Genomic DNA, 19,894 nt, shown 5'->3' on the forward strand with positions numbered 1-19,894 from the left:
AGAATCGATCCTTGGTGCTCTCTGCACCGCAGACTTCCCCGACTCTGGCACAATCCAGGGCATAGCTAAGGAATCCCATGAAGACTGACATCCACCCCGACTACCAGGCAGTCGTGTTCCGCGACCTCGGCTCGGGCGAGACCTTCCTCACCCGCTCCACCGTGACCAGCGACAAGACCATCGAGCTGGACGGTGTCGAGTACCCCGTCATCGACGTCGAGATCTCCTCGGCTTCGCACCCGTTCTACACGGGCAAGCAGCGCATCATGGACTCGGCCGGTCGCGTCGAGAAGTTCAACCAGCGCTTCAAGGGCTTCGGCGGCTCCAAGTAAGACCCCCCCGCCTTGAAGGCCCCGTTCTCCTCGGAGAGCGGGGCCTTCGCCGTTCTCAACGCCTTCAGAGATCGAGCGTGATGCGGCCCTGATCGATGGTGTCGGGCGGATCCCCGGGCGACGGGGCGGGTGCCGTGCGCTTGGTCTGACGATCGCGCTCCATTCCCGCCTCGTGCGCCGACGGCATCCAGATCGCGTCGAAGGCGCCGCCGAACCCGCCGCCGGCGTTCTCGTACTTCTTCTCGATCGGGACCTTCGCATAAGCGATCACGACGCCGGCGACGACCGCTGTCGCGATCAGCAGGAGGATCGCGACGGTCACGAGGTATCCCAGCACGTCGCCCACGAGCCCAGGCTAGACGCAATCAGAAGGCTCCGGCATCCCCCGTGCGGTGGATGCTCAGCGCAGGCGACGCCCGTGCGCGAGATCGATCAGTCGCGACAGCACAGGACCGGAGCGCAGCCCGTTGTGCTCGTGTTCGCTTGTGACCCACGTGTGCACGCCGGGCAGGAGTCGCGCGGTCTCCAGCGAGAACTCGAGCGGCACGTAGACATCGTTGACGTAGATCGCAGCCGCGCCAGTGGCGCCGGATGCGGCGATGGCTTCGGCATCGTAGATCGTCGGCCACTCGAACTCGGCGAGCTCGAGTGCCACCTCTCGCCAGGGCTGGAACGCGGGAACGGTCTCCGTCCACTCGCTGCGGATGTGCTCGCCGGTGAACAGCGTGACGTCGTCACGGAAGTCGTCGGGCTCGACCCGTTCGGCCGACCAGCGGGTGGCCTGGCCGCTCGCGTAGCTCGACTCATGGAACGCGAAGTACAGGGGATTGCGGCCGCCGAAGGGCATCGCATGCATGAGGTCGTAGCGGAAGGCGTTCGACGAGGGATCGCGCTCCAGCAACGACCAGACCGTCTGCCAGCCGTCGTCCGTGCCGAGAGCCGACCCGACCGAGCGCAGACGCGATGCCGAGACGACCTCACCGTCGGGAAGCACGATGTCGCCGGCATCCGCATGGTCGACCAGCCGCCGCATGACGTCGCGATGGTCGGGGAAGCGACGATAGTAGTTCTCGGATGCCGAGCGCATCTTGTCGTAGCAGACCGCGTACACCTCGTCCGCCGAGCGGGTGACCGTGCTGAGCCCGCCGGTGATGAAGACCTCGTCCAGCGAAGCGGAATCGGTGGAGAGATACGCGAGCGTCGTGAAGCCTCCGAAGGACTGGCCGAGCACGCTCCATCGGTCGGCTCCGAGGTGCTCGCGCATCGCCTCGCAGTCCCGCACGATCGCGTCGGCACGTAGGTGCGTGAGATGCTCGGCCATCGCGGCAGTGCCGCGGCCGAGGTCGGCATCGCCGACGGGGGAGGAGAGTCCGGTGCCGCGCTGGTCGAGCATGACCACGCGGTAATGGGCCAGGGCTTCGTCGAGCCAGGCCGGTGACGGCGAGGAGTGGAAGGGACGGGGCGCCTCGTGACCGGGACCGCCCTGCAGGAAGACGAGGTAGGGCAGAGCCTCACCGCCTTCGCGGGACACGACGCGGGCGAAGATGTCGATCGTGCGGGTGTCGGAGGGATCCGACCACACCAGAGGGACGGTGAGCGTGTGCTCGTCGATCGTCAGGTCGTTCATGTCACATCACGTTGCCTATGTAGGAGTACTTCACGAACACCTCGGATGCCAGGCCGGACTCCTCGAGAACGCCCTGGACGGCGTTCATCATGTAGTTGGAATCCCAACCCATGTAGAGGAAGTGCGACTCGTCGAGCTCGTCCCACTGCCCCTTCCAGGCCATCTCCCGGTAGATCGGTCCACCGTGCTTGGCGCAGTACGACAGCGCCGCCTCACGAGTGTCGGTCCACGCGCGCCGCATCACCCGGTTGAAGAGGTACTTGACGTTGGGCACCTCCCACCGCTCCCCGCGGTACTCGACGTAGTCGAACTCGCGCTCCCAGCCGGCCGGCCAGCCGCGTCGCCGGACGGCGTCGAGGATCGGCGTCAGTCCGTCGTCGTCGATCTCGGGCAGCGCGGGCCGCGCCCAGATCCGCAGCAGCTCGGCAGTCAGCCGGACGGTGCGCTGTGTGATCGCGGTGGAGCTCCAGACCTCGACCGACTGCAGCTCCCTGGTGGCCGGCACGGAGCTGCGCGCGTAGGCCTCGGCGCGCTTGACCGGGTAGGCGGCGCCGAACACGCGTTCCGCGAGACGCGGCTCGAGCAGGGTGAGGTTGCCGAGGGTCGGGGCCAGGGCCCGCAGGCTGTTCTGCTCGTCGTCGGTGTACTCCGACCAGGATCGGATGCCGTCACCGGACCAGCTGTCGCCGGGAACGGCCGGAACGAGCTTCTCCACGTCGTAGTCCAGAGGCTCGTCGACTCCTTCCAGACGACCGAGCACGTAGGCGGCATGGGGGAGCTCTGAATACTTGAGCACGGCACTGACCCGCTCGTCCGAAGGCGTGATGCGGGCGACCGCGCGGGCGAGCGAGTCACGTCCCTCGGCTCTGGCGCGGCACAGGCGCGCGACCAGGCGCTCGTTGGGCAGGTTCACCAGCGTGCGGCGCAGATAGAGCGCCTGGATCCACTCGAGCGTCTCGATGAGCTCGTCACGAGCGATGACTCCCCGCGCGTGGTCGCTGTACACGCTCATCACCAGCGGATACGCGGCACGGCCGAAGGTGTTCACGAAGCGCAGCTGCTGTGCGATTCCGGCATCCGCCTCCTGGGAAGGATCGAGCAGGATGCCGTAGATCTCCGCGTAGTGGCGCCAGACCTCGGCATCCGCCTGGAGGTGTGCGACGTCGACGCGCGGGAACGACTGGCGGAACGCGCTGTACACGCCGTGCTCGCCGCCTGCCGCGACCTCGCGGCCGGTCGTCATCACGAGGTAGTGCCGCCAGAAGGCGCCGATCGCCTCGCCCGTATGCTGCTCGATGGGAAGCCAGAAGCGCGCCTCGACCTCGAGCTGCTCGGAGTGGGTGAGGCCCATCAGGATGTAGTTGTGGATGAGCTCGTGGTCGCGCAGCGGCTCACCGGTGGAGTTCAGGCTCTCGAAGATCTGCTGAGCGTTCGCGTCAGACCCGAGAGTGATCGAGACGTGCTCCAGCCGCTGCAGGCCGCGCCAGATCCGCGGAACCTCGTCGACCTGGACCTGACTGCGGAAGAACGCGTAGTTGTCGTCGAAGCGGGATTCCCGGTCGGCACCGAGCCTGCGATCCAGCACGACCGACTCGTACAGATCCGCCCATGCGTCGTGCGGGCGGAGCCGGGTGCGTGCAGGGTCGTCGGTGCGCACGAGCACTCGAGCCAGCTCATCGGCGAGGGCAGGATCGCTGTCGCGGACGGCGTGCTGAAGGGCCGCGACGAGAAGCATGAGCGTGGTGATGCGCTGCTGGCCGTCGATCAGGATCAGATCCGCGGCGTCGGACGAATCGTGCGCCGAGAGGATCGAGCCGATGAAGTGGCGATGCCCGCCGTCTTCGTCCGCGACGGCGCGGACGTCGGCGAGCAGCCGCTCGCATCCGCCGATGTCCCACCGGTACTGGCGCTGGTAGACGGGCACCACGATCGTGGTGTTCCCGGCGGAGAGCCACTCGATCGTGTTGACAGCCGTCGCCTCGACATTGGTGGCAGTGCTCATGCGAAAAAGTCTATGCGGATAAACCCGGCGGCCATCCCGGGCGCTCCGAGGTCGCGCTGTTAGGCTTGCCTTATCAGGGCCTGTTAAAACGTGCTGGCCCCCGATGAGAGGATCTGGTTCAGATCATGGGATACATCAAGTCCGCCGCCCTCGAAGAAAAGGGCTTCGTCATCCTCGACAGCTACGACAAGGAGATCGACTCTCGCGAGTGGCTCGACATCGAGTACGTCGACTGGAAGTCCTCGGGCGACACGCGGTTCTCGCCGCTGGCAAGCGCCAAGGGCGAGATCGAGTGCAACGGCTTCTGGAACCACAAGCCGCCGCGCACCGACAAGGACGGCGTCTGGATCGACTCGCAGACGGCCATCGCGCCGACGCTGACCGCCCGCGCCAAGGAGCCGGGCGCGAACGTGGGCCGCTGCCGCGTGATCGAGCTGCAGCCGACGCCCTACGGCGAATGCCTCTACAACCTCCACCAGGACGACAACAACCGTCTGAACCCCGACGGCACCGGCTGGGTCGTCCGCGGCTTCTTCAACCTCACCGACGACAAGGACAGCTACTTCGTCCTGCGTGAGAACCGCACCGACCCGAGCATCGAGTACCGCATCGCCCTTCCCGCCGGCGCGCAGCTGATCGTCGACACGCAGCGTCTCTGGCACGCCACCACGCACAACGGCACCGAGCCGCGCTACTGCCTGATCACCTCGTGGGAGTCGGGCCCCGAGCTCGACGCCTACATCGAGAAGTACCACGGCACCGACCAGCACGAGCAGGTCGAGGTGCCCCAGGAGGTCCTCGAAGCGGGCTACGCCGAGCAGGCGCAGCGCGACGCAGCGCGCGCGGCCTACTACGCGGCCAAGGGTCAGCAGGTCAAGCAGGCCATGAGCGAGGCCTGACCTCCTCAGCTCTGTCCACGAAGGCGGGAATCACATCCTTGTGATTTCCGCCTTCGTGCGTGAGAATAGGCGCATAACCGCATATCGCGCCACGCTTCGTTGGTTTCAGGTCGTTGGGGAAGACGCACCTGATGAAACGGAGAGATCATGGCGACGGCTTACGCACGCGGAGTGGTGTTCATCCACTCCGCGCCACGCGCGCTCTGCCCGCACCTCGAGTGGGCGGTGGGTCGCGCTATCGGGCGTGCGGTGAACTTCGACTGGGCCGACCAGCCGGTGCTCGATGGCGCCCGCCGGGCCGAGTTCTACTGGGACGGGCCCGTGGGCACCGGAGCTGCTCTCGCCACCGCGATCCGGGGCTGGGAGCACCTGCGCTTCGAGGTCACAGAGGATCCGACGCCGCGCAGCGACGGCGGACGCTGGATGCACACACCCGACCTCGGCATCCATTACGCACAGACGGACGCCGCCGGCAACGTCGTGATCGGCGAGGACCGCATCCGCTACGCGATGGAGATCGCGGCGGGAAACGTGGCCGAGCTGCAGCGCGAGCTCGACATCGCGCTCGGCTCGGCCTGGGACGAGGAGCTGGAGCCCTTCCGGCACGCGAGCGACGATGCCCGCGTGGTGTGGCTCCACAAGGTCGGATAGCCGAGTGAGCCGGATAGTCCATGGACCTGGAGTGGGAAGGCGTGAGTACCGGATGCCGGTGAGTAGTCCCGGACGCTGAGAAGACGTATCCCACTCCAACGACGAGAACCCCGCTTCTGCGCACAGGAGGCGGGGTTCCCTCGTGTCCTGCGATCGATCAGATGACCGCCGCGTGCGCCAGGTCTCCGAGCGGTCTGACGTCTCCGGTCTGAACGTTCTGCCAGGCGCGACGGAATCGCGCCATCGCCTCTGCCGTGCGCTCGGGTGTGAGCGTGATGGGGATGCGCACGCGCCGCTCGAGAACCCCGCCGGTCGAGAAGCGCGGCCCCGGCGGCAGGATGAGTCCGTGTTCGCGGGCGGCCAGCGACAGCGGTGTCGAGATCGGCGCGCCCAGATCCACCCAGGTGGATAGGCCCCCCGGGGTCAGCGGCATGACGAGCCCGGTTCCCTCGAGCCCGGATTCCACGGCAGCGCGGCCGTCGCGCAGACGTTCGCGCACGTGCGCCGTGAGGGAACGCATGTCGGCGAGCAGCTCGACGGCGATGCACTGCTCGAGCAGGGCCGTGCCCAGTTCGAACGACGGCCGCACGGCGAGCAGCCGGTCGATGAGAGGCCGCTCCGCCCTGATCCAGCCGATCCTCATGCCGCCCCAGGCGATCTTCGACATCGACCCGACCGTGATCACCCGCGGGTTGTGCGCGGCCATGGGCAGAGGCGACCATCCGCGATCGATGTCGAGCTCGGCCGTGGTCTCATCGACGATCAGCGTCGTTCCGGTGCTGCGCGCGGTGGTCGCGACGCGGGAGCGCTCGGCATCGGGAAGCGTGGCTCCGGTCGGATTGTGGAAGTCGGGGATGAGATAGGCGACGTGCGGCCGGCCGCGCAGCAGAAGGTCGGTGAGATGTCGCTGATCCCAGCCGTGAACATCGACGGGAGTCGGCAGCATCCGATACCCATGGTGTCGCAGCGCCTCGAGCGCGTGCGGGAACGTCGGCTGCTCCACCAGTGCCCGCTGGCCGCGGCGCCCGATCGTCGCGAGCACGAGGTGCACGGCGTTCAGCGCTCCAGAGGTGATCACGATCTCGTCGGGGTCGGTGTCGACGCCGCGCTCGGTGAAGCGGTGCGCCACGGCTTCACGCAGCTCGGGCATGCCGCGCAGCGAGTATCCGCTTGTGCCGCGCAGCGCGGCCAGGCGCGGCAGCGACCGCACTGTGGCGTCGTACAGCCCGGGAGTCGAGTCCATCGAGGCGATCGAGAGGTCGATCGACGACTCGTCCGCATCGGTCGGAGCCGCCGTCGCCGAGTGCGGGAGCACGACGCGGGTGCCGCCGCCGTGCACCCGGTTCACGTAGCCGCCGGATTCGAGGATGTCGTACGCGCGGGTCATCGTGGAGCGGGACCGGCGGAGCTCCAACGCGAGCGATCGTTCGCTGGGCAGGCGCTCGCCCACCGTGAGGCGGCCGTCGAGCACCAGGGCGCGGATGCGTTCGGCGAGCGTCGCGGCGGTCGCGCCGGCAACCGAGTCGACGCCGAGCTGTTCGACGAGACGAGAGGTCATGAATCAATCATGGCCGCAAGTGGTCCGTGATCACCAGACCACTTTTCGATGAGTGGTCCTGAGATGGTCGGTGATCGGGGGATCATGATGGCTTCATGTCCAGGCCCGTTCACCGCAATCGCGTCTTCCGCAACACTCCTCTGTCGAGGGTCTTCCTGCCGATCGCGGCAGCGAGCCGCCGCGATCTCATTGAGCGTCTGGTCCAGCTCGTGGCCGGGCTGTTCCTCTACGGTGTGGCCCTGGGGCTCATGATCCGCGGCGGCATCGGCGTCGCCCCGTGGGACGTGCTGTCCCTGGGGCTCGCCGGCAGCAGCGGACTCGGATACGGGCTCATGACGAATCTCACCGCCGTCGTCGTGCTGCTGCTGTGGATCCCGCTGCGCCAGCGGGTCGGACTCGGCACCGTGGTCAATGCGCTCCTGATCGGACCCAGTGCCGACATCGCCCTCGCCGTCATCCCTCCGATGCCGTCGATCTGGGCCGGCGCGCCGCTCTTCCTCGCGGGTCTCGTGCTCCTCGCGTTCGCGACCGGACTCTACATCGCGGCGGATTTCGGTCCGGGCCCCCGGGACGGCCTGATGACGGGGCTCGTGCGCACGACCGGCTGGCCGGTGTGGCTCGTGCGCACGCTGATCGAGGGCACCGTGCTGGTCATCGGATTCCTGCTCGGCGGCCCGGTCGGCGTCGGCACCGTGATGTTCGCCTTCGGCGTCGGCCCGCTGATCGGCTGGTTCCTGCCGGTCATCTCGAGGATGCGTGAGAAGCGCTCCCGCATGCTCGCGGAAGCCTGACCCTCGCGACGAAAGAAGCGGCCCCCGGATCGGATCCGGGGGCCGCTTCGTGGTTCAGGCGGGCTCAGTCCTCAGCGCTGGCGAACGCGACGACGGCGTTGTGGCCGCCGAAGCCGAAGGAGTTGCTGATGGCGTACAGCGTGCCCTCGCCGAGCGGCTGGGCATCTCCGGAGAGCCTGAACGGCACAGCCGGGTCGGGCTCGGTCATGTTGATCGTCGGCGGTGCCACACGGTCGCGCAGCGCGAGGATCGTGAAGATCGCCTCGAGCGCTCCCGTGCCGCCGAGCAGGTGACCGGTCGACGCCTTGGTCGCAGAGACGGGGATCTCCTTGAGGCGGTCGCCGAAGACGCGCTCCAGGGCGACGTACTCGTTCGGGTCTCCGACCGGGGTCGAGGTCGCGTGAGCGTTGATGTGCGCGATCTGGTCGGGCGTGATGCCCGCTTCCTCGAGGGCCTGCGTGACCGCGCGTGCGGCGCCCGAGCCCTCGGGGTCGTTCCCGGTGATGTGGTAGGCGTCGGCCGTCACGCCGCCGCCGAGGACATAGCCGTAGATCTTCGCGCCACGGGCCTTCGCGTGCTCCTCGGTCTCGAGGATCAGAGCTGCAGCGCCCTCGCCCATGACGAATCCGTCGCGGTCGATCGCGCCAGGGCGAGAGGCGTGAGCAGGGTCGTCGTTGCGGCGCGAGAGCGCCTGGGCCGAGGCGAAGGACGCCATCGTGATCGGGTGGATCGCCGATTCGGTGCCGCCGGCGATCACGACGTCGGCGAGGCCCTCCTGCAGGTGGTGGAAGGCGTGCAGGATCGACTCGGTGCTCGAGGCGCAGGCGCTCACGACGGTCTGGGCGTAGGCGCGAGCGTGGAACTGCAGAGACAGGTTGCCGGCTGCGGCATTCGGCATGAGCATCGGCACAGTCAGCGGCATGACCCGTCGCGGGCCCTTCTCGCGCAGGGTGTCCCATGCGTCGAGGAGCGTCCACAGTCCGCCGATGCCGGTGGCGAAGTCGATTCCGAGGCGCTCGGGGGCGACCTCGGGGGAACCGGCGTCCTCCCACGCCTCGCGAGCCGCGATCAGCGCGAACTGCGATGACGGGTCGAGGCGCTTCGCCTCGTGCCGGGGGAGGACCTCTTCGGGACGCACGATCGCCTCGGCTGCGAAGGTGACCGGCAGCTCGTACTGCTGGACCCAGTCGTGCTCGAGCGTGCGGGTGCCGGACATTCCGGCGAGCAGGTTGCTCCAGTTGTCGGGAGCAGTCCCGCCGATGGCGGACGTGGCGCCGATGCCGGTGACGACGATGCGCTTGGTCATGGTGTGGTTCCTTGTCGTACGGGTTACGTGCGAGATGAGGGCAGAGTGGAGGATGCCACGCCCCGCGGGTGGCGGGGGTGGCATCCCGCCCGGATTACTCCTGGCCTGCGACGATGAAGTCGACGGCGTCGCCGACGGTCTTCAGGTTCTTGACCTCGTCGTCGGGGATGGTGACGCCGAACTTCTCCTCGGCGTTGACGACGATCGTCATCATCGAGATCGAGTCGATGTCGAGGTCGTCGGTGAACGACTTCTCGAGGGCGACCTCGGAGGCGTTGATGCCGGTCTCGTCGGTGATCAGCTCTGCGAGGCCTGCGAGAACCTCATCGTTGGTGAAAGCCATGTGGTCTTCCTCTTTCTTGCGGGTTGTATTCGGAACCGTGGAACAGTCTAGAGAAGGTCGGGCCGTTCTCAGGGGAGGACGACGACCTGGGCGGCGAAGACGAGACCGGCGCCGAAGCCGATCTGCAACGCGAGACCGCCGGAGAGCTCGGGGTGCTCGGCCATCAGCCGGTGGCTCGCGAGCGGGATCGAGGCAGCCGAGGTGTTTCCCGTGGTCTCGATGTCGCGGGCGATCACCGTCGTCTCGGGGAGCTTCAGCTGCTTCGCGAACTCGTCGATGATGCGCATGTTCGCCTGGTGCGGGATGAATGCGGCGATGTCGGCCGGCTCGACGCCGGCCTTGTCGAGTGCCTCGCGGGCCACCTTCGCCATCTCCCACACCGCCCAGCGGAAGACCGTCGGGCCCTCCTGGCGCAGCGTCGGCCACGGCGCCTGGCCGTCGCGGAAGTCGGTCAGCGTGTTGTTCATGCCCACCGCGTCGGCCTTCGAGCCGTCGGACCCCCAGACGGCCGGCGCGATGCCCGGCGTGTCGCTCGGGCCGATGAGCGCGGCGCCCGCGCCGTCGCCCAGAAGGAAGGAGATGCTGCGGTCGGTCGGGTCGACGATGTCGGAGAGCTTCTCGGTTCCGATGACGAGCGCGTACGTGGCGGCGCCGGCGCGGATGAGGGCGTCGGCCTGGGCGACGGCGTACGCGTACCCGGCGCATGCAGCGTTGATGTCGTAGGCGGCCGCGGGATTCGCGCCGACGCGATCGGCCACGATCGCCGAGACCGAGGGCGTCTGCTTCGGGTTGCTGATGGTCGCCACGATCACGAGGTCGACCTGGTCCGCCGGCACACCGGACTTCTCGATGGCCTCCTGGGCCGCTGCCGCAGCGAGATCGATCGCGTCGGTGTCCTTGTCGGCGCGCACGCGGGTGATGATGCCGGTGCGCTGGCGGATCCACTCGTCGCTCGAGTCGATCGGGCCCACGAGGTCGTCGTTCGGTACCGCGTTCTCGCCGCGCGCTGCTCCGTACGAGTAGACCCGCGTGTAGGCGGGACCGGTGAGCTGGTTCAGAGTGGCGCTCATGCGGCGTCTCCGTTCAGCAGCGCGACGGCTGCATCGAGGTCTTCGGGGGTCTTCACAGCCACGGTGGGAACACCGCGCAGCCCGCGCTTGGCGAGACCGACGAGGGCGCCCGCGGGGGTGAGCTCGACGAGTCCTGCGACGCCCTGCTCGGCGAAGGACGCCATGCACAGGTCCCACCGAACCGGGGACGACACCTGATCGACCAGGTAGCTCAGCGCCATCGCGCCGTCCGACACGGTCGAGCCGTCGCGGTTGGTCCAGAGTGTCACCTCGGGATCGGATGCTTCGACTCCCGCCACAGCGTCGCGGAGCGCCGCGACCGCGGAGGCCATGTACGAGGTGTGGAACGCGCCGGCGACCTGCAGCGGAATCACCCGGGTGCCGCGCAGCGGCTCCTCGGCGAGGGCGGCGAGCGCCGGGAGCGCGCCCGCGGCGACGATCTGGCCGCCGCCGTTGTAGTTCGCCGGCGTGAGCTCGAGTTCTTCGAGGCGGGCGAGTACGGCCTCCTCATCCCCGCCGAGCACGGCGCTCATTCCGGTCGGCGTGTGCGCCGCGGCATCCGCCATCGCCCTCCCGCGGATGCCGACCAGGCGCATCGCGTCATCGGCCGAGATCACGCCGGCGCCCGCGAGGGCGGCGAGTTCGCCGACCGAGTGCCCGGCGATGCCGTCGGGGCGTCGGCCGGCGCGTTCGAGCAGCTGACGCTCGGCGACGAGGGACGCTGCGACGATCAGCGGCTGCGCGATGCGCGTGTCGCGGATGGTGTCGGCATCCGATTCGGTGCCGTGCTGGATGAGGTCGACCTGAGCGGCCTCGGAGTATGCGGCGAGCTGCTCAGCCACGCCGTCGAGTTCGAGCCAGGGGGAGAGGAAGCCCGGGGTCTGGGAACCCTGACCGGGGCAGGCGTAGACGATCACCTCACCATCTTGCCAACGTTTCGCGGCAAGCGCTGGATGAACCATCACAAGATTCGTGAGAACGCTTGTGTGTGGCGCACAGGCTCAGCGGGTCGTGCGACGCAGCGGAGGGCGTCGGCGGATCTGATCGGCGGCGCCGATCGAGCCCAGCACGAGCGCTGTCTGCAGGATCAGCGCCTCGCGCGGGCCGGTCGCGTCCCATCCGATGACCTCGCTGACGCGCTTCAGGCGGTAGCGGACGGTGTTGGGATGCACGAACAGCTCGCGAGCTGTGGCCTCGAGCGACCGGCCATTGTCGAGATAGCTCCACAGCGTGGTCACGAGATCGGTGGAGTGCGCCTGCAGCGGCCGATAGATCCGCTCGATCAGCGTCTGCTTGGCGAGCGGGTCGCCGGCGAGGGCGCGCTCTGGGAGCAGGTCGTCTGCCTCGACAGGGCGAGGAGCGTTGCGCCAGGCGCGCGCGACCGCAAATCCCGCGAGCGCGGCTCGGGCGCTCTGACTCGCGTCGACGAGTGCCGCAACGGCGGGGCCGAGCACGACGTACCCCGGACCGAACGACGGCTCGAGCCGCTGCGCGATCTCCTGGAAGCCTAGTTCCTCGTCTTCGCCTTCTTGACCTGCGACCCGGGCACGACCCAGCACGAGGACGAGGCGGGAGCCCTGTACGCCGATGAGCACATCGACGCCGAGCTTCCTCGCCGTCCTGCGGACGAGGTCGACGTCGAACTGCGGGGGAGTCGTGCCGACGAGAACCGCCACCTCGCCGTGCCCGTGCCACCCGAGGGCGGCGATACGGCTCGGCAGCTCCTCGTCGGCTTCGCCGGTGAGGATCGAGTCGACGACCAGGGCCTCCAGGCGCGCGTCCCACAGTCCTCGCGCCTCGGCGGCCCGCGCGTACACGTCGGCCGCGGCGAAGGCCACGTCGCGCGAGTAGAGCAGGATCGCCTCGCGCAGGAGGTCGCCCTTGCCGGCGACGCGTTCCTCGGTGACCTCGACGGTGACGCGGATCAGCTGCAGGGTCTGCTGCAGGCTGACGCTGCGCAGCAGTTCACGCGGTGCCGCGGCGAAGATGTCGGCGGCGATCCACGGTGTCGAGTTCGGATCGTCGTACCACTGGATGAACGAGGTGATGCCGGCCTGCGCCACCAGCCCGACCGCGGAGCGGCGGGCTGGTGGCATGTCGGCGTACCAGGGGAGGGTGTCCTCCAGCCGCTTGATCGTCACCGAGGCGATGTCGCCGGAGATACGGCGCAGCCAGGTGAGAGTCGCGGCTTTGTCCATGCCCGCGGGAGACGAGTCTGTCACCGATTGCTCAGCTTTCGCCGCCCGCGTTTCCGCTGGTGCCGGCGTTCACGTCGTGCAGGCTGTACTTCTGGATCGCCTGCGCCGCGAGCGAGCGGTCGACGGCCCCGTCTTCTGCGAGCGCCTGCAGCGTGCGCACCACCATCGACGGGCCGTCGATCTTGAAGTAGCGGCGAGCGGCGGCGCGGGTGTCCGAGAATCCGAAGTCGTCGGCGCCGAGGGTCGCAAAGCGGTTCGGCACCCACGGACGGATCTGGTCCTGCACGGCGTGCATGAAGTCGCTGACGGCGATCACGGGGCCTTCGGCACCCTGCAGCTTCTGGGTGAGGTATGCCGTGCGCGGCTCCTCTTCCGGGTGCAGGAAGTTGTGCTCGTCGGCGGCGAGGCCGTCGCGGCGCAGCTCGGTCCACGAGGTGACCGACCACACGTCGGCGATCACGCCCCAGTCCTTCTTCAGCAGCTCCTGAGCCTCCAGCGCCCAGGGCAGGCCGACACCCGATGCGAACAGCTGCGCGCGGGGGCCTTCGCCCTCGCCGACGGACACACGGTGGATGCCGCGGACGATGCCGTCCACATCGACGTTCTCCGGCTCGGCCGGCTGCACGTAGGGCTCGTTGTACAGCGTGATGTAGTACATCACGTTCGGGTCGGCGTGGTTGCCGCCGTACATGCGCTCGATTCCGCTGCGCACGATGTGCGCGATCTCGTAGCCGTAGGCGGGGTCGTACGACACGGTCGCCGGGTTCGTCGAGGCCAGCAGGTGCGAGTGTCCGTCGGCGTGCTGCAGGCCCTCGCCGGTCAGCGTCGTGCGGCCCGCCGTCGCGCCCATGATGAATCCGCGCGCCATCTGGTCGCCGGCCGCCCACTGGGCGTCACCCGTGCGCTGGAAGCCGAACATCGAGTAGAAGATGTAGATCGGGATCAGCGGCTCGCCGTGCGTCGCGTAGGAGGTGCCGACACCTGTGAACGCGGCGAGCGCACCGGCCTCGTTGATGCCGACGTGCACGATCTGGCCCTGCGGGCTCTCCTTGTAGGCGAGGAGGAGCTCACGGTCGACCGAGGTGTAGTGCTGGCCGTTCGGGTTGTAGATTTTCGCGGTCGGGAAGTACGCGTCCATGCCGAAGGTGCGCGCCTCGTCGGGGATGATCGGCACGATGCGGTGGCCGAAGTCCTTCGAGCGCAGCAGGTCCTTCAGCAGGCGAACGAACGCCATGGTGGTGGCGATCTCCTGCGTGCCGGAGCCCTTCTTGGGCAGGGCGTAGGCCGAGTCGTCCGGCAGCGACAGGCCGACGTGCGTCGACCGGCGCTCGGGCAGGAATCCGCCGAGGCTGCGGCGGCGCTCGAGCATGTACTGGATGGTCTCGTCCTGGGGTCCCGGGTTGTAGTACGGGGGCAGGTACGGGTTCTCCTCGAGCTGCGCGTCCGTGATCGGGATGTGCATGGTGTCGCGGAACGTCTTGAGGTTGTCCAGCGTCATCTTCTTCATCTGGTGGGTCGCGTTGCGCCCCTCGAAGTGCGGGCCCAGGCCGTAGCCCTTGACCGTCTTCGCGAGGATGACGGTGGGCTGGCCCTTGTGCTCGGCCGCCGCCTTGAACGCCGCGTACACCTTGCGGTAGTCGTGGCCGCCGCGCTTGAGGCGCCAGATCTGGTCGTCGGTGTAGTCCGAAACCAGGGCGGCCGCGCGCTCGTCCTTGCCGAAGAAGTGCTCGCGGATGTACGCGCCCGACTCGGCCTTGTACGTCTGGTAGTCGCCGTCGGGGGTGGCGTTCATGATGTTGAGCAGAGCGCCGTCGGTGTCGCGGGCGAGCAGATCGTCCCACTCACGGCCCCACACGACCTTGATGACGTTCCAGCCTGCACCGCGGAAGTACGACTCCAGCTCCTGGATGATCTTGCCGTTTCCGCGCACGGGGCCGTCGAGGCGCTGCAGGTTGCAGTTGATCACGAAGTTGAGGTTGTCGAGTCCCTCGTTCGCCGCCACCTGCAGCTGACCGCGGCTCTCGATCTCGTCCATCTCGCCGTCGCCGAGGAACGCCCACACCTGCGAGGACGAGGTGTCCTTGATGCCGCGGTTCTCGAGGTAGCGGTTGGCCATGGCCTGGTAGATCGCGTTGATCGGGCCGAGACCCATCGACACGGTCGGGAACTGCCAGTAGTCCTGCATCTGGCGGGGGTGCGGATACGACGGGATCCCGAACGGCGCCTGCGACTGCTCCTGGCGGAAGCCGTCGAGGTGCTGCTCCGTCAGGCGGCCCTCGAGGAACGACCGGGCGTAGATGCCGGGGGAGGCGTGGCCCTGGATGAAGATCTGGTCGGCGCCGCCGGGGTTGTCCGCACCGCGGAAGAAGTGGTTGAAGCCCACCTCGTAGAGCGCGGCCGACGAGGCGTACGTCGAGATGTGGCCGCCCACGCCGATGCCGGGGCGCTGCGCGCGGTGCACGGTGACGGCCGCGTTCCAGCGGATCCAGGCACGGTAGCGTCGCTCGACCTCTTCGTCACCGGGGAACTCCGGCTCGTTCTCCGGCGCGATCGTGTTGATGTAATCGGTGGTCGGGACCATCGGCACACCCAGGTGCAGCTCCTTGGAGCGCTTGAGCAGGCTCAGCATGATCTCGCGGCCACGTCCGTGGCCCTTCGCGTCGACGAGCTCGTCGAGCGACTGCTGCCACTCGCCGGTCTCTTCGGGATCGCTGTCGAGGGGGCCCTGGGAGTACGGATCCTGGTCGTGCACGGTCACGGGGTGGAACCTTTCGTCAAGCTGGCGGGTCACGCCAAGAATCGGAGAGCGACGCGGGCAGCCTTGTCGGGAGTGCACAACGCGCGCCGATGTTTACCCTATCCCCGATCACGCAGGAGCGGATGCCGACGACGGTCACGGAGTCGGATGTCACAACGGGGAGGCGGGCGGTGTCTCCATGTCGAAGGCCCGGTTCACGGGCATCGACACAGGAGGAGCGATGAGCATGAACAGCACCACGACACGCATCCCGGCCGCCGAGGTCACGGGCGTCTACGGCGCCATGGTGAAGGTGTTCGCGAAGAAGATGATGGGGCGGGTGCCCGAATCGGTCGGCATCCTCTGGAACAACCCCGCCGTGATGAAGGACGCCATGGGCATCGGGCGCAAGGCCGAGGGGTGGAAGGCGCTCGATCCGGATCTCGCGTCATATGCGGCGATGGCGGCGGCCGCGACGATCGGCTGCAGCTTCTGCCTCGACTTCAACTACTTCATGGGGCACAATCGCGGGCTCGACGCGGACAAGATCCGTCAGGTTCCCCGGTGGCGGGACGCCACCGGCTTCTCACCGGTCGAGCGGAGGGTGATGGAGTACGCCGAAGCGGCGAGTCAGACGCCGCCTGCGGTCACGGACGAGCTCTCGGACGCGCTGCTCGCCGATCTCGGACCCGCCGCACTCGTCGAACTCGCCGCGAGAGTCGCGTTCATGAACATGAGCGCCCGCATGAACGTGGCGCTCGGCATCCGCTCGGAGGAGTTCGCCGACGCCTGCGGTCTGCCGCCGCTGGCCGAGCGATCGGCCCGTCATGACGCCTCGCCGGCGTCCGCGTAGGCTCGCGGTCATGGAACGCGCCGAGTCCGCCGCAGACGATCCGTTCGTCGTCCATCGAAACCTGCTCTTCACGATCGCGTACGAGATCCTCGGCTCGGCTGCGGACGCCGAGGACGTGCTGCAGGAGTCGTGGCTGCGCTGGGCCCAGGTGGATCGAGAACAGATCGCCGCGCCGAAGCCGTACCTCGTGCAGATCGTCAGCAGACAGGCGCTCAACCACATCCGGTCCGTGTCGCGGCGCCGCGAGGAGTACGTCGGGGAGTGGCTGCCCGAGCCGCTGCTCACGGCGCCCGATGTCGCGGACGACGTCGAGCTCGCCGACAGCGTGTCGATCGCGATGCTCACAGTGCTCGAGACGCTGAGCCCGGCAGAGCGCGCGGTGTTCGTGCTGCGCGAGGTGTTCGACGTTCCGTACGAGGAGATCGCGGATGCCGTCGCCAAGACGCCCGCCGCGGTGCGTCAGATCGCGCATCGCGCGAAAGGCCACGTCGCGGCGCGGCGGCCTCGAGTCACGGTGAAGCGCTCGGAGCACGAGCGCGCCGTGGATCGGCTGGTCGCGGCGCTCAACACCGGCGACATCCAGAGCCTGATGGACGTGCTCGCTCCTGACGCCGTTTCGGTCGCGGACGGCGGCGGCAAGGTCCGCGGCGCCGCCCGCCGCCCGCTCATCGGTGCCGCCACGATCATCCGCTATCTGTCGGGGAGCCTCGCCAAGGTGACGGGAGCCATCCATGCACGCGGCACGACGATCAACGGCCAGCCGGCGATCCGGGTCGATCTGGACGGGCAGCTGGCCGGGATCGTGACCGTGACGGTCGAGGAAGGGCGGATCACGCGTATCTACTCGGTCGCGAACCCCGACAAGCTGGGGCGGGCCGATCGCGAGGTCCGGCTGGCGCGGTGAGCGCGTGCCGCCGCGCACACGCGGTTAGGATGTTCAGGAAGGGCCTTTAGCTCAGCTGGTAGAGCGCCACGTTTACACCGTGGATGTCGTCGGTTCGATCCCGGCAGGGCCCACACTTGTGTCCTGCGCACACCGTGGCGATCTCCGGCGACGCTCTCTACACTCGCCCCATGGGAGTGTTGACCTTCAGCATCAACGTCACGCTGGACGGATGCATCGATCATCAAGAGGGCATCGCCGATGATGAGACGCACGCGTTCTTCACGCGGCTCATGGACGAGGCCGACGCCATGCTGTGGGGGCGCACGACCTACGAGATGATGGAGAGCTACTGGCCCGCGGTCGCCCGCGGCGATGTGGAGGCGCCGCAGGCTCTGCGCGAGTGGGCGATCAAGCTGGATGCGAAGCCGAAGCACGTGGTGTCCTCGACTCGCGACGATTTCCCGTGGACGAACAGCCACCATCTCACCGGGGATCGGCGCACGGCCGTTCAGGAGCTCAAGAACGCGGCGCCCGGCGGCGTCCTGCTCGGCAGCGCGATGCTGGCGGCCGAGCTCGACAGACTGGGTCTGATCGACGAGTACATGTTCCTCGTGCATCCGCGTATCGCCGGGCATGGGCCGACCCTGTACCAGAGCGGTCTCGCGAGCACCCGACGGCTCGAGCTGATCTCCGCCGAGCCCCTTCGGTGCGGCGCTGTCGCGATGCGCTATCGACGAGCATCCTGAGCAGGAGCAATAGGTCCGGCGCCGGCGCTGGCCGTCTTCCGGTTCGCCCTGCGAGACTGGCCGCATGGCAATCATCGAGAACTCGAAGCTCACGGTCGTCGGCGCGGGGAGCGTGGGCTCGAGCGTCGCCTATGCGGCTCTGATCCGCGGGTCTGCGCGCCACGTCGCTCTGTACGACATCGCCACGGAGAAGGTCGAGGCCGAGGTGCTCGACCTCGCACACGGCACGCAGTTCACCGGCTCCAGCGACATCACCGGCGGCAGCGACCTGTCGGTCGTCGAAGGCTCTCACGTGGTCGTCATCACGGCCGGCGCCAAGCAGCGGCCCGGGCAGACGCGCATGGAGCTCGCAGACGTGAATGCGCAGATCATCCGCACCATGATGCCGCAGCTGCTCGACGCAGCGCCGAATGCGGTCTTCGTGATCGTGACGAATCCGTGCGACGTGCTGACAGTGATCGCGCAGCAGGCGACGGGTCTTCCGCCCGAGCGCATCTTCGCCTCGGGGACCGTGCTCGACACATCACGGCTACGCTGGCAGCTCGCGCAGCGTGCCGGCGTGTCGACCAGCAGCGTGCACGCCCACATCGTCGGAGAGCACGGCGACACCGAGTTCCCCCTGTGGTCGAACGCCTCGATCGGCACGGTGCCGATCCTCGACTGGTCATCGCCCCCGCATCCGCCCCTGACTCTCGAGGAGCTCGGCTCGATCGCCGTCGACGTGCGCGACGCCGCATACAAGGTCATCCAGGGCAAGGGCGCCACGAACTACGCGATCGGGCTGTCGAGCGCACGCATCGTGGAGGCGATCCTGCGCGATGAGCACGCCGTCATGCCGGTGAGCACTGTGCTGCGCGACTTCCACGGCATCGACGGCATCGCTCTGTCCGTCCCCTCGATCGTGAGCGCGACCGGTGCCGTCCCCGTGCGCAACACGCCCTTCTCGGAGGACGAGCTCACACTGCTCCGACGCTCGGCGGATGCGCTCGCAGCGGCCGTGGCGGAGTTGCGATGAAGGTCGTCGTCAGCGGCGCCTCCGGGCTGATCGGCACCGCGCTGACCGCATCCCTGCGGGCAGACGGCGTCGACGTGATCACCCTCGTGCGCCGGCCCGCGCGCGACGCGAGCGAACGGCAGTGGATGCCGGGCGAGCAGCCCCTGGACCCCGACGTGCTGGCGGGAGCCGGCGCGGTCGTCGCGCTCGGCGGCGCGAGCGTTGGCCGCCTGCCGTGGACGCGCGGCTACCGTCGAGAACTCGTCCAGTCGCGGCTGCAGACCACGAAGACGCTGGCGGCGGCCGTGCGGGCGCTCGGCGCGGATGCACCGGCGCTGCTCTCGGGATCCGCCGTGGGCATATACGGCTCGGCCCCTGGCATGGTGCTCGATGAGACCTCGGCCGCCGGCAGCACATTCCTTGCCCGCCTCTGCGTGGCTTGGGAGGACGAAGCACGTCGCGCAGGCGACGACGCCAGGGTGGCGCTGCTGCGCACGGCTCCGGTGATCCACCGTCGCGGCGTGTTGAAGCCGCTCATCCAGCTCACGCGATTCGGCGTCTCGGGGCCTCTCGGCCGCGGCACGCAGATCTGGCCGTGGATCTCGCTCGACGATGAGGTGCGGGCGATCCGGCACATCATCGATGAGGGGATCGTGGGGCCGGTGAATCTGACCGGCCCCACCCCGGCCACGGCGAACGACACGGGGCGAGCGTTGGCCGAGCGCATGCGCCGCCCGTTCTGGCTGCCAGCGCCCGCGTGGGCGCTGCGTCTCGCACTCGGCGACGCGGCCGAGTCCCTGCTGCTCACGGATGCCGACGTACGGCCAGCCGTCCTGGCGAGCACGGGCTTCCGCTTCGAGCACGAGACCGTTCAGGATGCGGTCGCGGCCGCGGTGTGACC

At 68.4% G+C, this 19,894-nt stretch carries 19 protein-coding genes and 1 tRNA gene; 10 read left to right on the plus strand and 10 right to left on the minus strand.

The window, feature by feature from the left end; genetic code table 11:
- The first annotated feature begins 77 nt into the window (after positions 1-77).
- On the plus strand, positions 78-332 hold the full coding sequence (locus tag RS84_RS14015) for a type B 50S ribosomal protein L31 (RefSeq protein ID WP_045258427.1): 255 nt from the start codon (positions 78-80) through the stop codon (positions 330-332).
- A gap of 64 nt (positions 333-396) precedes the next feature.
- On the opposite strand, the gene RS84_RS14020 is transcribed toward RS84_RS14015, so the two are convergent.
- The 3 genes from RS84_RS14020 to RS84_RS14030 are packed head-to-tail and all read right to left on the minus strand — an operon-like array spanning position 397 to position 3,961.
- Positions 397-678: a hypothetical protein gene (locus tag RS84_RS14020; protein WP_052676379.1), complete on the minus strand. Its 282-nt coding sequence runs from the start codon at positions 676-678 to the stop codon at positions 397-399.
- Positions 679-732: 54 nt separating this feature from the next.
- Positions 733-1,959, minus strand: coding sequence for an alpha/beta fold hydrolase (locus RS84_RS14025; RefSeq protein ID WP_045258428.1), 1,227 nt, complete (start codon positions 1,957-1,959; stop codon positions 733-735).
- Between the two features lies 1 nt (position 1,960).
- Positions 1,961-3,961: a GmrSD restriction endonuclease domain-containing protein gene (locus RS84_RS14030; protein ID WP_045258429.1), complete on the minus strand. Its 2,001-nt coding sequence runs from the start codon at positions 3,959-3,961 to the stop codon at positions 1,961-1,963.
- 125 nt (positions 3,962-4,086) lie between these two features.
- Between RS84_RS14030 and RS84_RS14035 the strand changes: the two genes are divergently transcribed.
- Together RS84_RS14035 and RS84_RS14040 are read left to right on the plus strand one after the other, a co-directional pair.
- Positions 4,087-4,860 carry a hypothetical protein gene (locus RS84_RS14035; protein ID WP_045258430.1) on the plus strand — a complete coding sequence of 258 codons (774 nt, stop codon included), beginning with the start codon at positions 4,087-4,089 and terminating at the stop codon, positions 4,858-4,860.
- Between the two features lie 147 nt (positions 4,861-5,007).
- Positions 5,008-5,511 (plus strand): DUF3145 domain-containing protein, encoded by a 504-nt coding sequence (locus RS84_RS14040; protein ID WP_045258431.1) that lies wholly within the window; start codon positions 5,008-5,010, stop codon positions 5,509-5,511.
- Between the two features lie 157 nt (positions 5,512-5,668).
- On the opposite strand, the gene RS84_RS14045 is transcribed toward RS84_RS14040, so the two are convergent.
- Positions 5,669-7,069, minus strand: a complete 1,401-nt coding sequence (locus tag RS84_RS14045) for a PLP-dependent aminotransferase family protein (RefSeq protein WP_045258432.1) — start codon at positions 7,067-7,069, stop codon at positions 5,669-5,671.
- A 95-nt stretch (positions 7,070-7,164) separates the two neighbouring features.
- On the opposite strand from RS84_RS14045, the gene RS84_RS14050 reads away from it, so the two are divergent.
- Positions 7,165-7,860, plus strand: coding sequence for a YczE/YyaS/YitT family protein (locus RS84_RS14050; RefSeq protein ID WP_200892023.1), 696 nt, complete (start codon positions 7,165-7,167; stop codon positions 7,858-7,860).
- A gap of 64 nt (positions 7,861-7,924) precedes the next feature.
- Here RS84_RS14050 and RS84_RS14055 read toward each other — a convergent pair whose 3' ends face one another.
- The 6 genes from RS84_RS14055 to aceE all read right to left on the minus strand — a co-directional run bounded on the left by RS84_RS14055 (position 7,925) and on the right by aceE (position 15,535).
- Positions 7,925-9,166 carry a beta-ketoacyl-[acyl-carrier-protein] synthase family protein gene (locus RS84_RS14055; protein ID WP_045258433.1) on the minus strand — a complete coding sequence of 414 codons (1,242 nt, stop codon included), beginning with the start codon at positions 9,164-9,166 and terminating at the stop codon, positions 7,925-7,927.
- Between the two features lie 94 nt (positions 9,167-9,260).
- On the minus strand, positions 9,261-9,509 hold the full coding sequence (locus RS84_RS14060; RefSeq protein ID WP_045258434.1) for an acyl carrier protein: 249 nt from the start codon (positions 9,507-9,509) through the stop codon (positions 9,261-9,263).
- 68 nt (positions 9,510-9,577) lie between these two features.
- The gene (locus RS84_RS14065; RefSeq protein ID WP_045258435.1) at positions 9,578-10,579 is read right to left on the minus strand and encodes a beta-ketoacyl-ACP synthase III; all 1,002 of its coding nucleotides are present in this window, start codon (positions 10,577-10,579) and stop codon (positions 9,578-9,580) included.
- A complete protein-coding gene (locus RS84_RS14070) occupies positions 10,576-11,496 on the minus strand; it encodes an ACP S-malonyltransferase (RefSeq protein ID WP_045258436.1) in 921 nt (306 codons plus the stop codon). Before RS84_RS14070 ends, RS84_RS14065 begins: the two co-directional genes overlap by 4 nt.
- Positions 11,497-11,580: 84 nt before the next feature.
- Positions 11,581-12,777: a PucR family transcriptional regulator gene (locus RS84_RS14075; protein WP_045258437.1), complete on the minus strand. Its 1,197-nt coding sequence runs from the start codon at positions 12,775-12,777 to the stop codon at positions 11,581-11,583.
- Positions 12,778-12,808: 31 nt separating this feature from the next.
- On the minus strand, positions 12,809-15,535 hold the full coding sequence (aceE, locus tag RS84_RS14080; protein ID WP_045258438.1) for a pyruvate dehydrogenase (acetyl-transferring), homodimeric type: 2,727 nt from the start codon (positions 15,533-15,535) through the stop codon (positions 12,809-12,811).
- 226 nt (positions 15,536-15,761) lie between these two features.
- Between aceE and RS84_RS14085 the strand changes: the two genes are divergently transcribed.
- From RS84_RS14085 to RS84_RS14110, 6 genes are all read left to right on the plus strand, one after another.
- Entirely contained in the window at positions 15,762-16,367 is a 606-nt protein-coding gene (locus RS84_RS14085) for a carboxymuconolactone decarboxylase family protein (protein WP_045259201.1), read from the plus strand.
- A gap of 10 nt (positions 16,368-16,377) precedes the next feature.
- Positions 16,378-17,271 (plus strand): RNA polymerase sigma-70 factor, encoded by an 894-nt coding sequence (locus tag RS84_RS14090; protein WP_045258439.1) that lies wholly within the window; start codon positions 16,378-16,380, stop codon positions 17,269-17,271.
- Positions 17,272-17,311: 40 nt separating this feature from the next.
- A tRNA-Val gene (locus RS84_RS14095) sits at positions 17,312-17,384 on the plus strand.
- A gap of 57 nt (positions 17,385-17,441) precedes the next feature.
- A complete protein-coding gene (locus RS84_RS14100; RefSeq protein WP_045259202.1) occupies positions 17,442-17,999 on the plus strand; it encodes a dihydrofolate reductase family protein in 558 nt (185 codons plus the stop codon).
- A gap of 64 nt (positions 18,000-18,063) precedes the next feature.
- Entirely contained in the window at positions 18,064-19,014 is a 951-nt protein-coding gene (locus RS84_RS14105; RefSeq protein WP_045258440.1) for an L-lactate dehydrogenase, read from the plus strand.
- The gene (locus RS84_RS14110) at positions 19,011-19,892 is read left to right on the plus strand and encodes a TIGR01777 family oxidoreductase (RefSeq protein WP_045258441.1); all 882 of its coding nucleotides are present in this window, start codon (positions 19,011-19,013) and stop codon (positions 19,890-19,892) included. The genes RS84_RS14105 and RS84_RS14110 overlap by 4 nt, the downstream gene beginning before the upstream one ends.
- The last annotated feature ends 2 nt before the right edge of the window (positions 19,893-19,894 follow it).

The sequence above is a fragment of the Microbacterium hydrocarbonoxydans genome (assembly GCF_000956475.1).
GTDB lineage: Bacteria > Actinomycetota > Actinomycetes > Actinomycetales > Microbacteriaceae > Microbacterium > Microbacterium hydrocarbonoxydans_A.

What these genes read in the sequence shown, in the direction of transcription:
- RS84_RS14025 (WP_045258428.1), bottom strand. Translation starts at nt 1,959, where the DNA reads ATGAACGACCTGACGATCGACGAGCACACGCTCACCGTCCCTCTGGTG.
- RS84_RS14015 (WP_045258427.1), top strand. Translation starts at nt 78, where the DNA reads ATGAAGACTGACATCCACCCCGACTACCAGGCAGTCGTGTTCCGCGAC.
- RS84_RS14085 (WP_045259201.1), top strand. Translation starts at nt 15,762, where the DNA reads ATGAACAGCACCACGACACGCATCCCGGCCGCCGAGGTCACGGGCGTC.
- RS84_RS14075 (WP_045258437.1), bottom strand. Translation starts at nt 12,777, where the DNA reads ATGGACAAAGCCGCGACTCTCACCTGGCTGCGCCGTATCTCCGGCGAC.
- RS84_RS14105 (WP_045258440.1), top strand. Translation starts at nt 18,064, where the DNA reads ATGGCAATCATCGAGAACTCGAAGCTCACGGTCGTCGGCGCGGGGAGC.
- RS84_RS14035 (WP_045258430.1), top strand. Translation starts at nt 4,087, where the DNA reads ATGGGATACATCAAGTCCGCCGCCCTCGAAGAAAAGGGCTTCGTCATC.
- RS84_RS14100 (WP_045259202.1), top strand. Translation starts at nt 17,442, where the DNA reads ATGGGAGTGTTGACCTTCAGCATCAACGTCACGCTGGACGGATGCATC.
- RS84_RS14040 (WP_045258431.1), top strand. Translation starts at nt 5,008, where the DNA reads ATGGCGACGGCTTACGCACGCGGAGTGGTGTTCATCCACTCCGCGCCA.
- RS84_RS14110 (WP_045258441.1), top strand. Translation starts at nt 19,011, where the DNA reads ATGAAGGTCGTCGTCAGCGGCGCCTCCGGGCTGATCGGCACCGCGCTG.
- RS84_RS14090 (WP_045258439.1), top strand. Translation starts at nt 16,378, where the DNA reads ATGGAACGCGCCGAGTCCGCCGCAGACGATCCGTTCGTCGTCCATCGA.
- RS84_RS14055 (WP_045258433.1), bottom strand. Translation starts at nt 9,166, where the DNA reads ATGACCAAGCGCATCGTCGTCACCGGCATCGGCGCCACGTCCGCCATC.
- RS84_RS14045 (WP_045258432.1), bottom strand. Translation starts at nt 7,069, where the DNA reads ATGACCTCTCGTCTCGTCGAACAGCTCGGCGTCGACTCGGTTGCCGGC.
- RS84_RS14030 (WP_045258429.1), bottom strand. Translation starts at nt 3,961, where the DNA reads ATGAGCACTGCCACCAATGTCGAGGCGACGGCTGTCAACACGATCGAG.
- RS84_RS14050 (WP_200892023.1), top strand. Translation starts at nt 7,165, where the DNA reads ATGTCCAGGCCCGTTCACCGCAATCGCGTCTTCCGCAACACTCCTCTG.
- RS84_RS14060 (WP_045258434.1), bottom strand. Translation starts at nt 9,509, where the DNA reads ATGGCTTTCACCAACGATGAGGTTCTCGCAGGCCTCGCAGAGCTGATC.
- RS84_RS14065 (WP_045258435.1), bottom strand. Translation starts at nt 10,579, where the DNA reads ATGAGCGCCACTCTGAACCAGCTCACCGGTCCCGCCTACACGCGGGTC.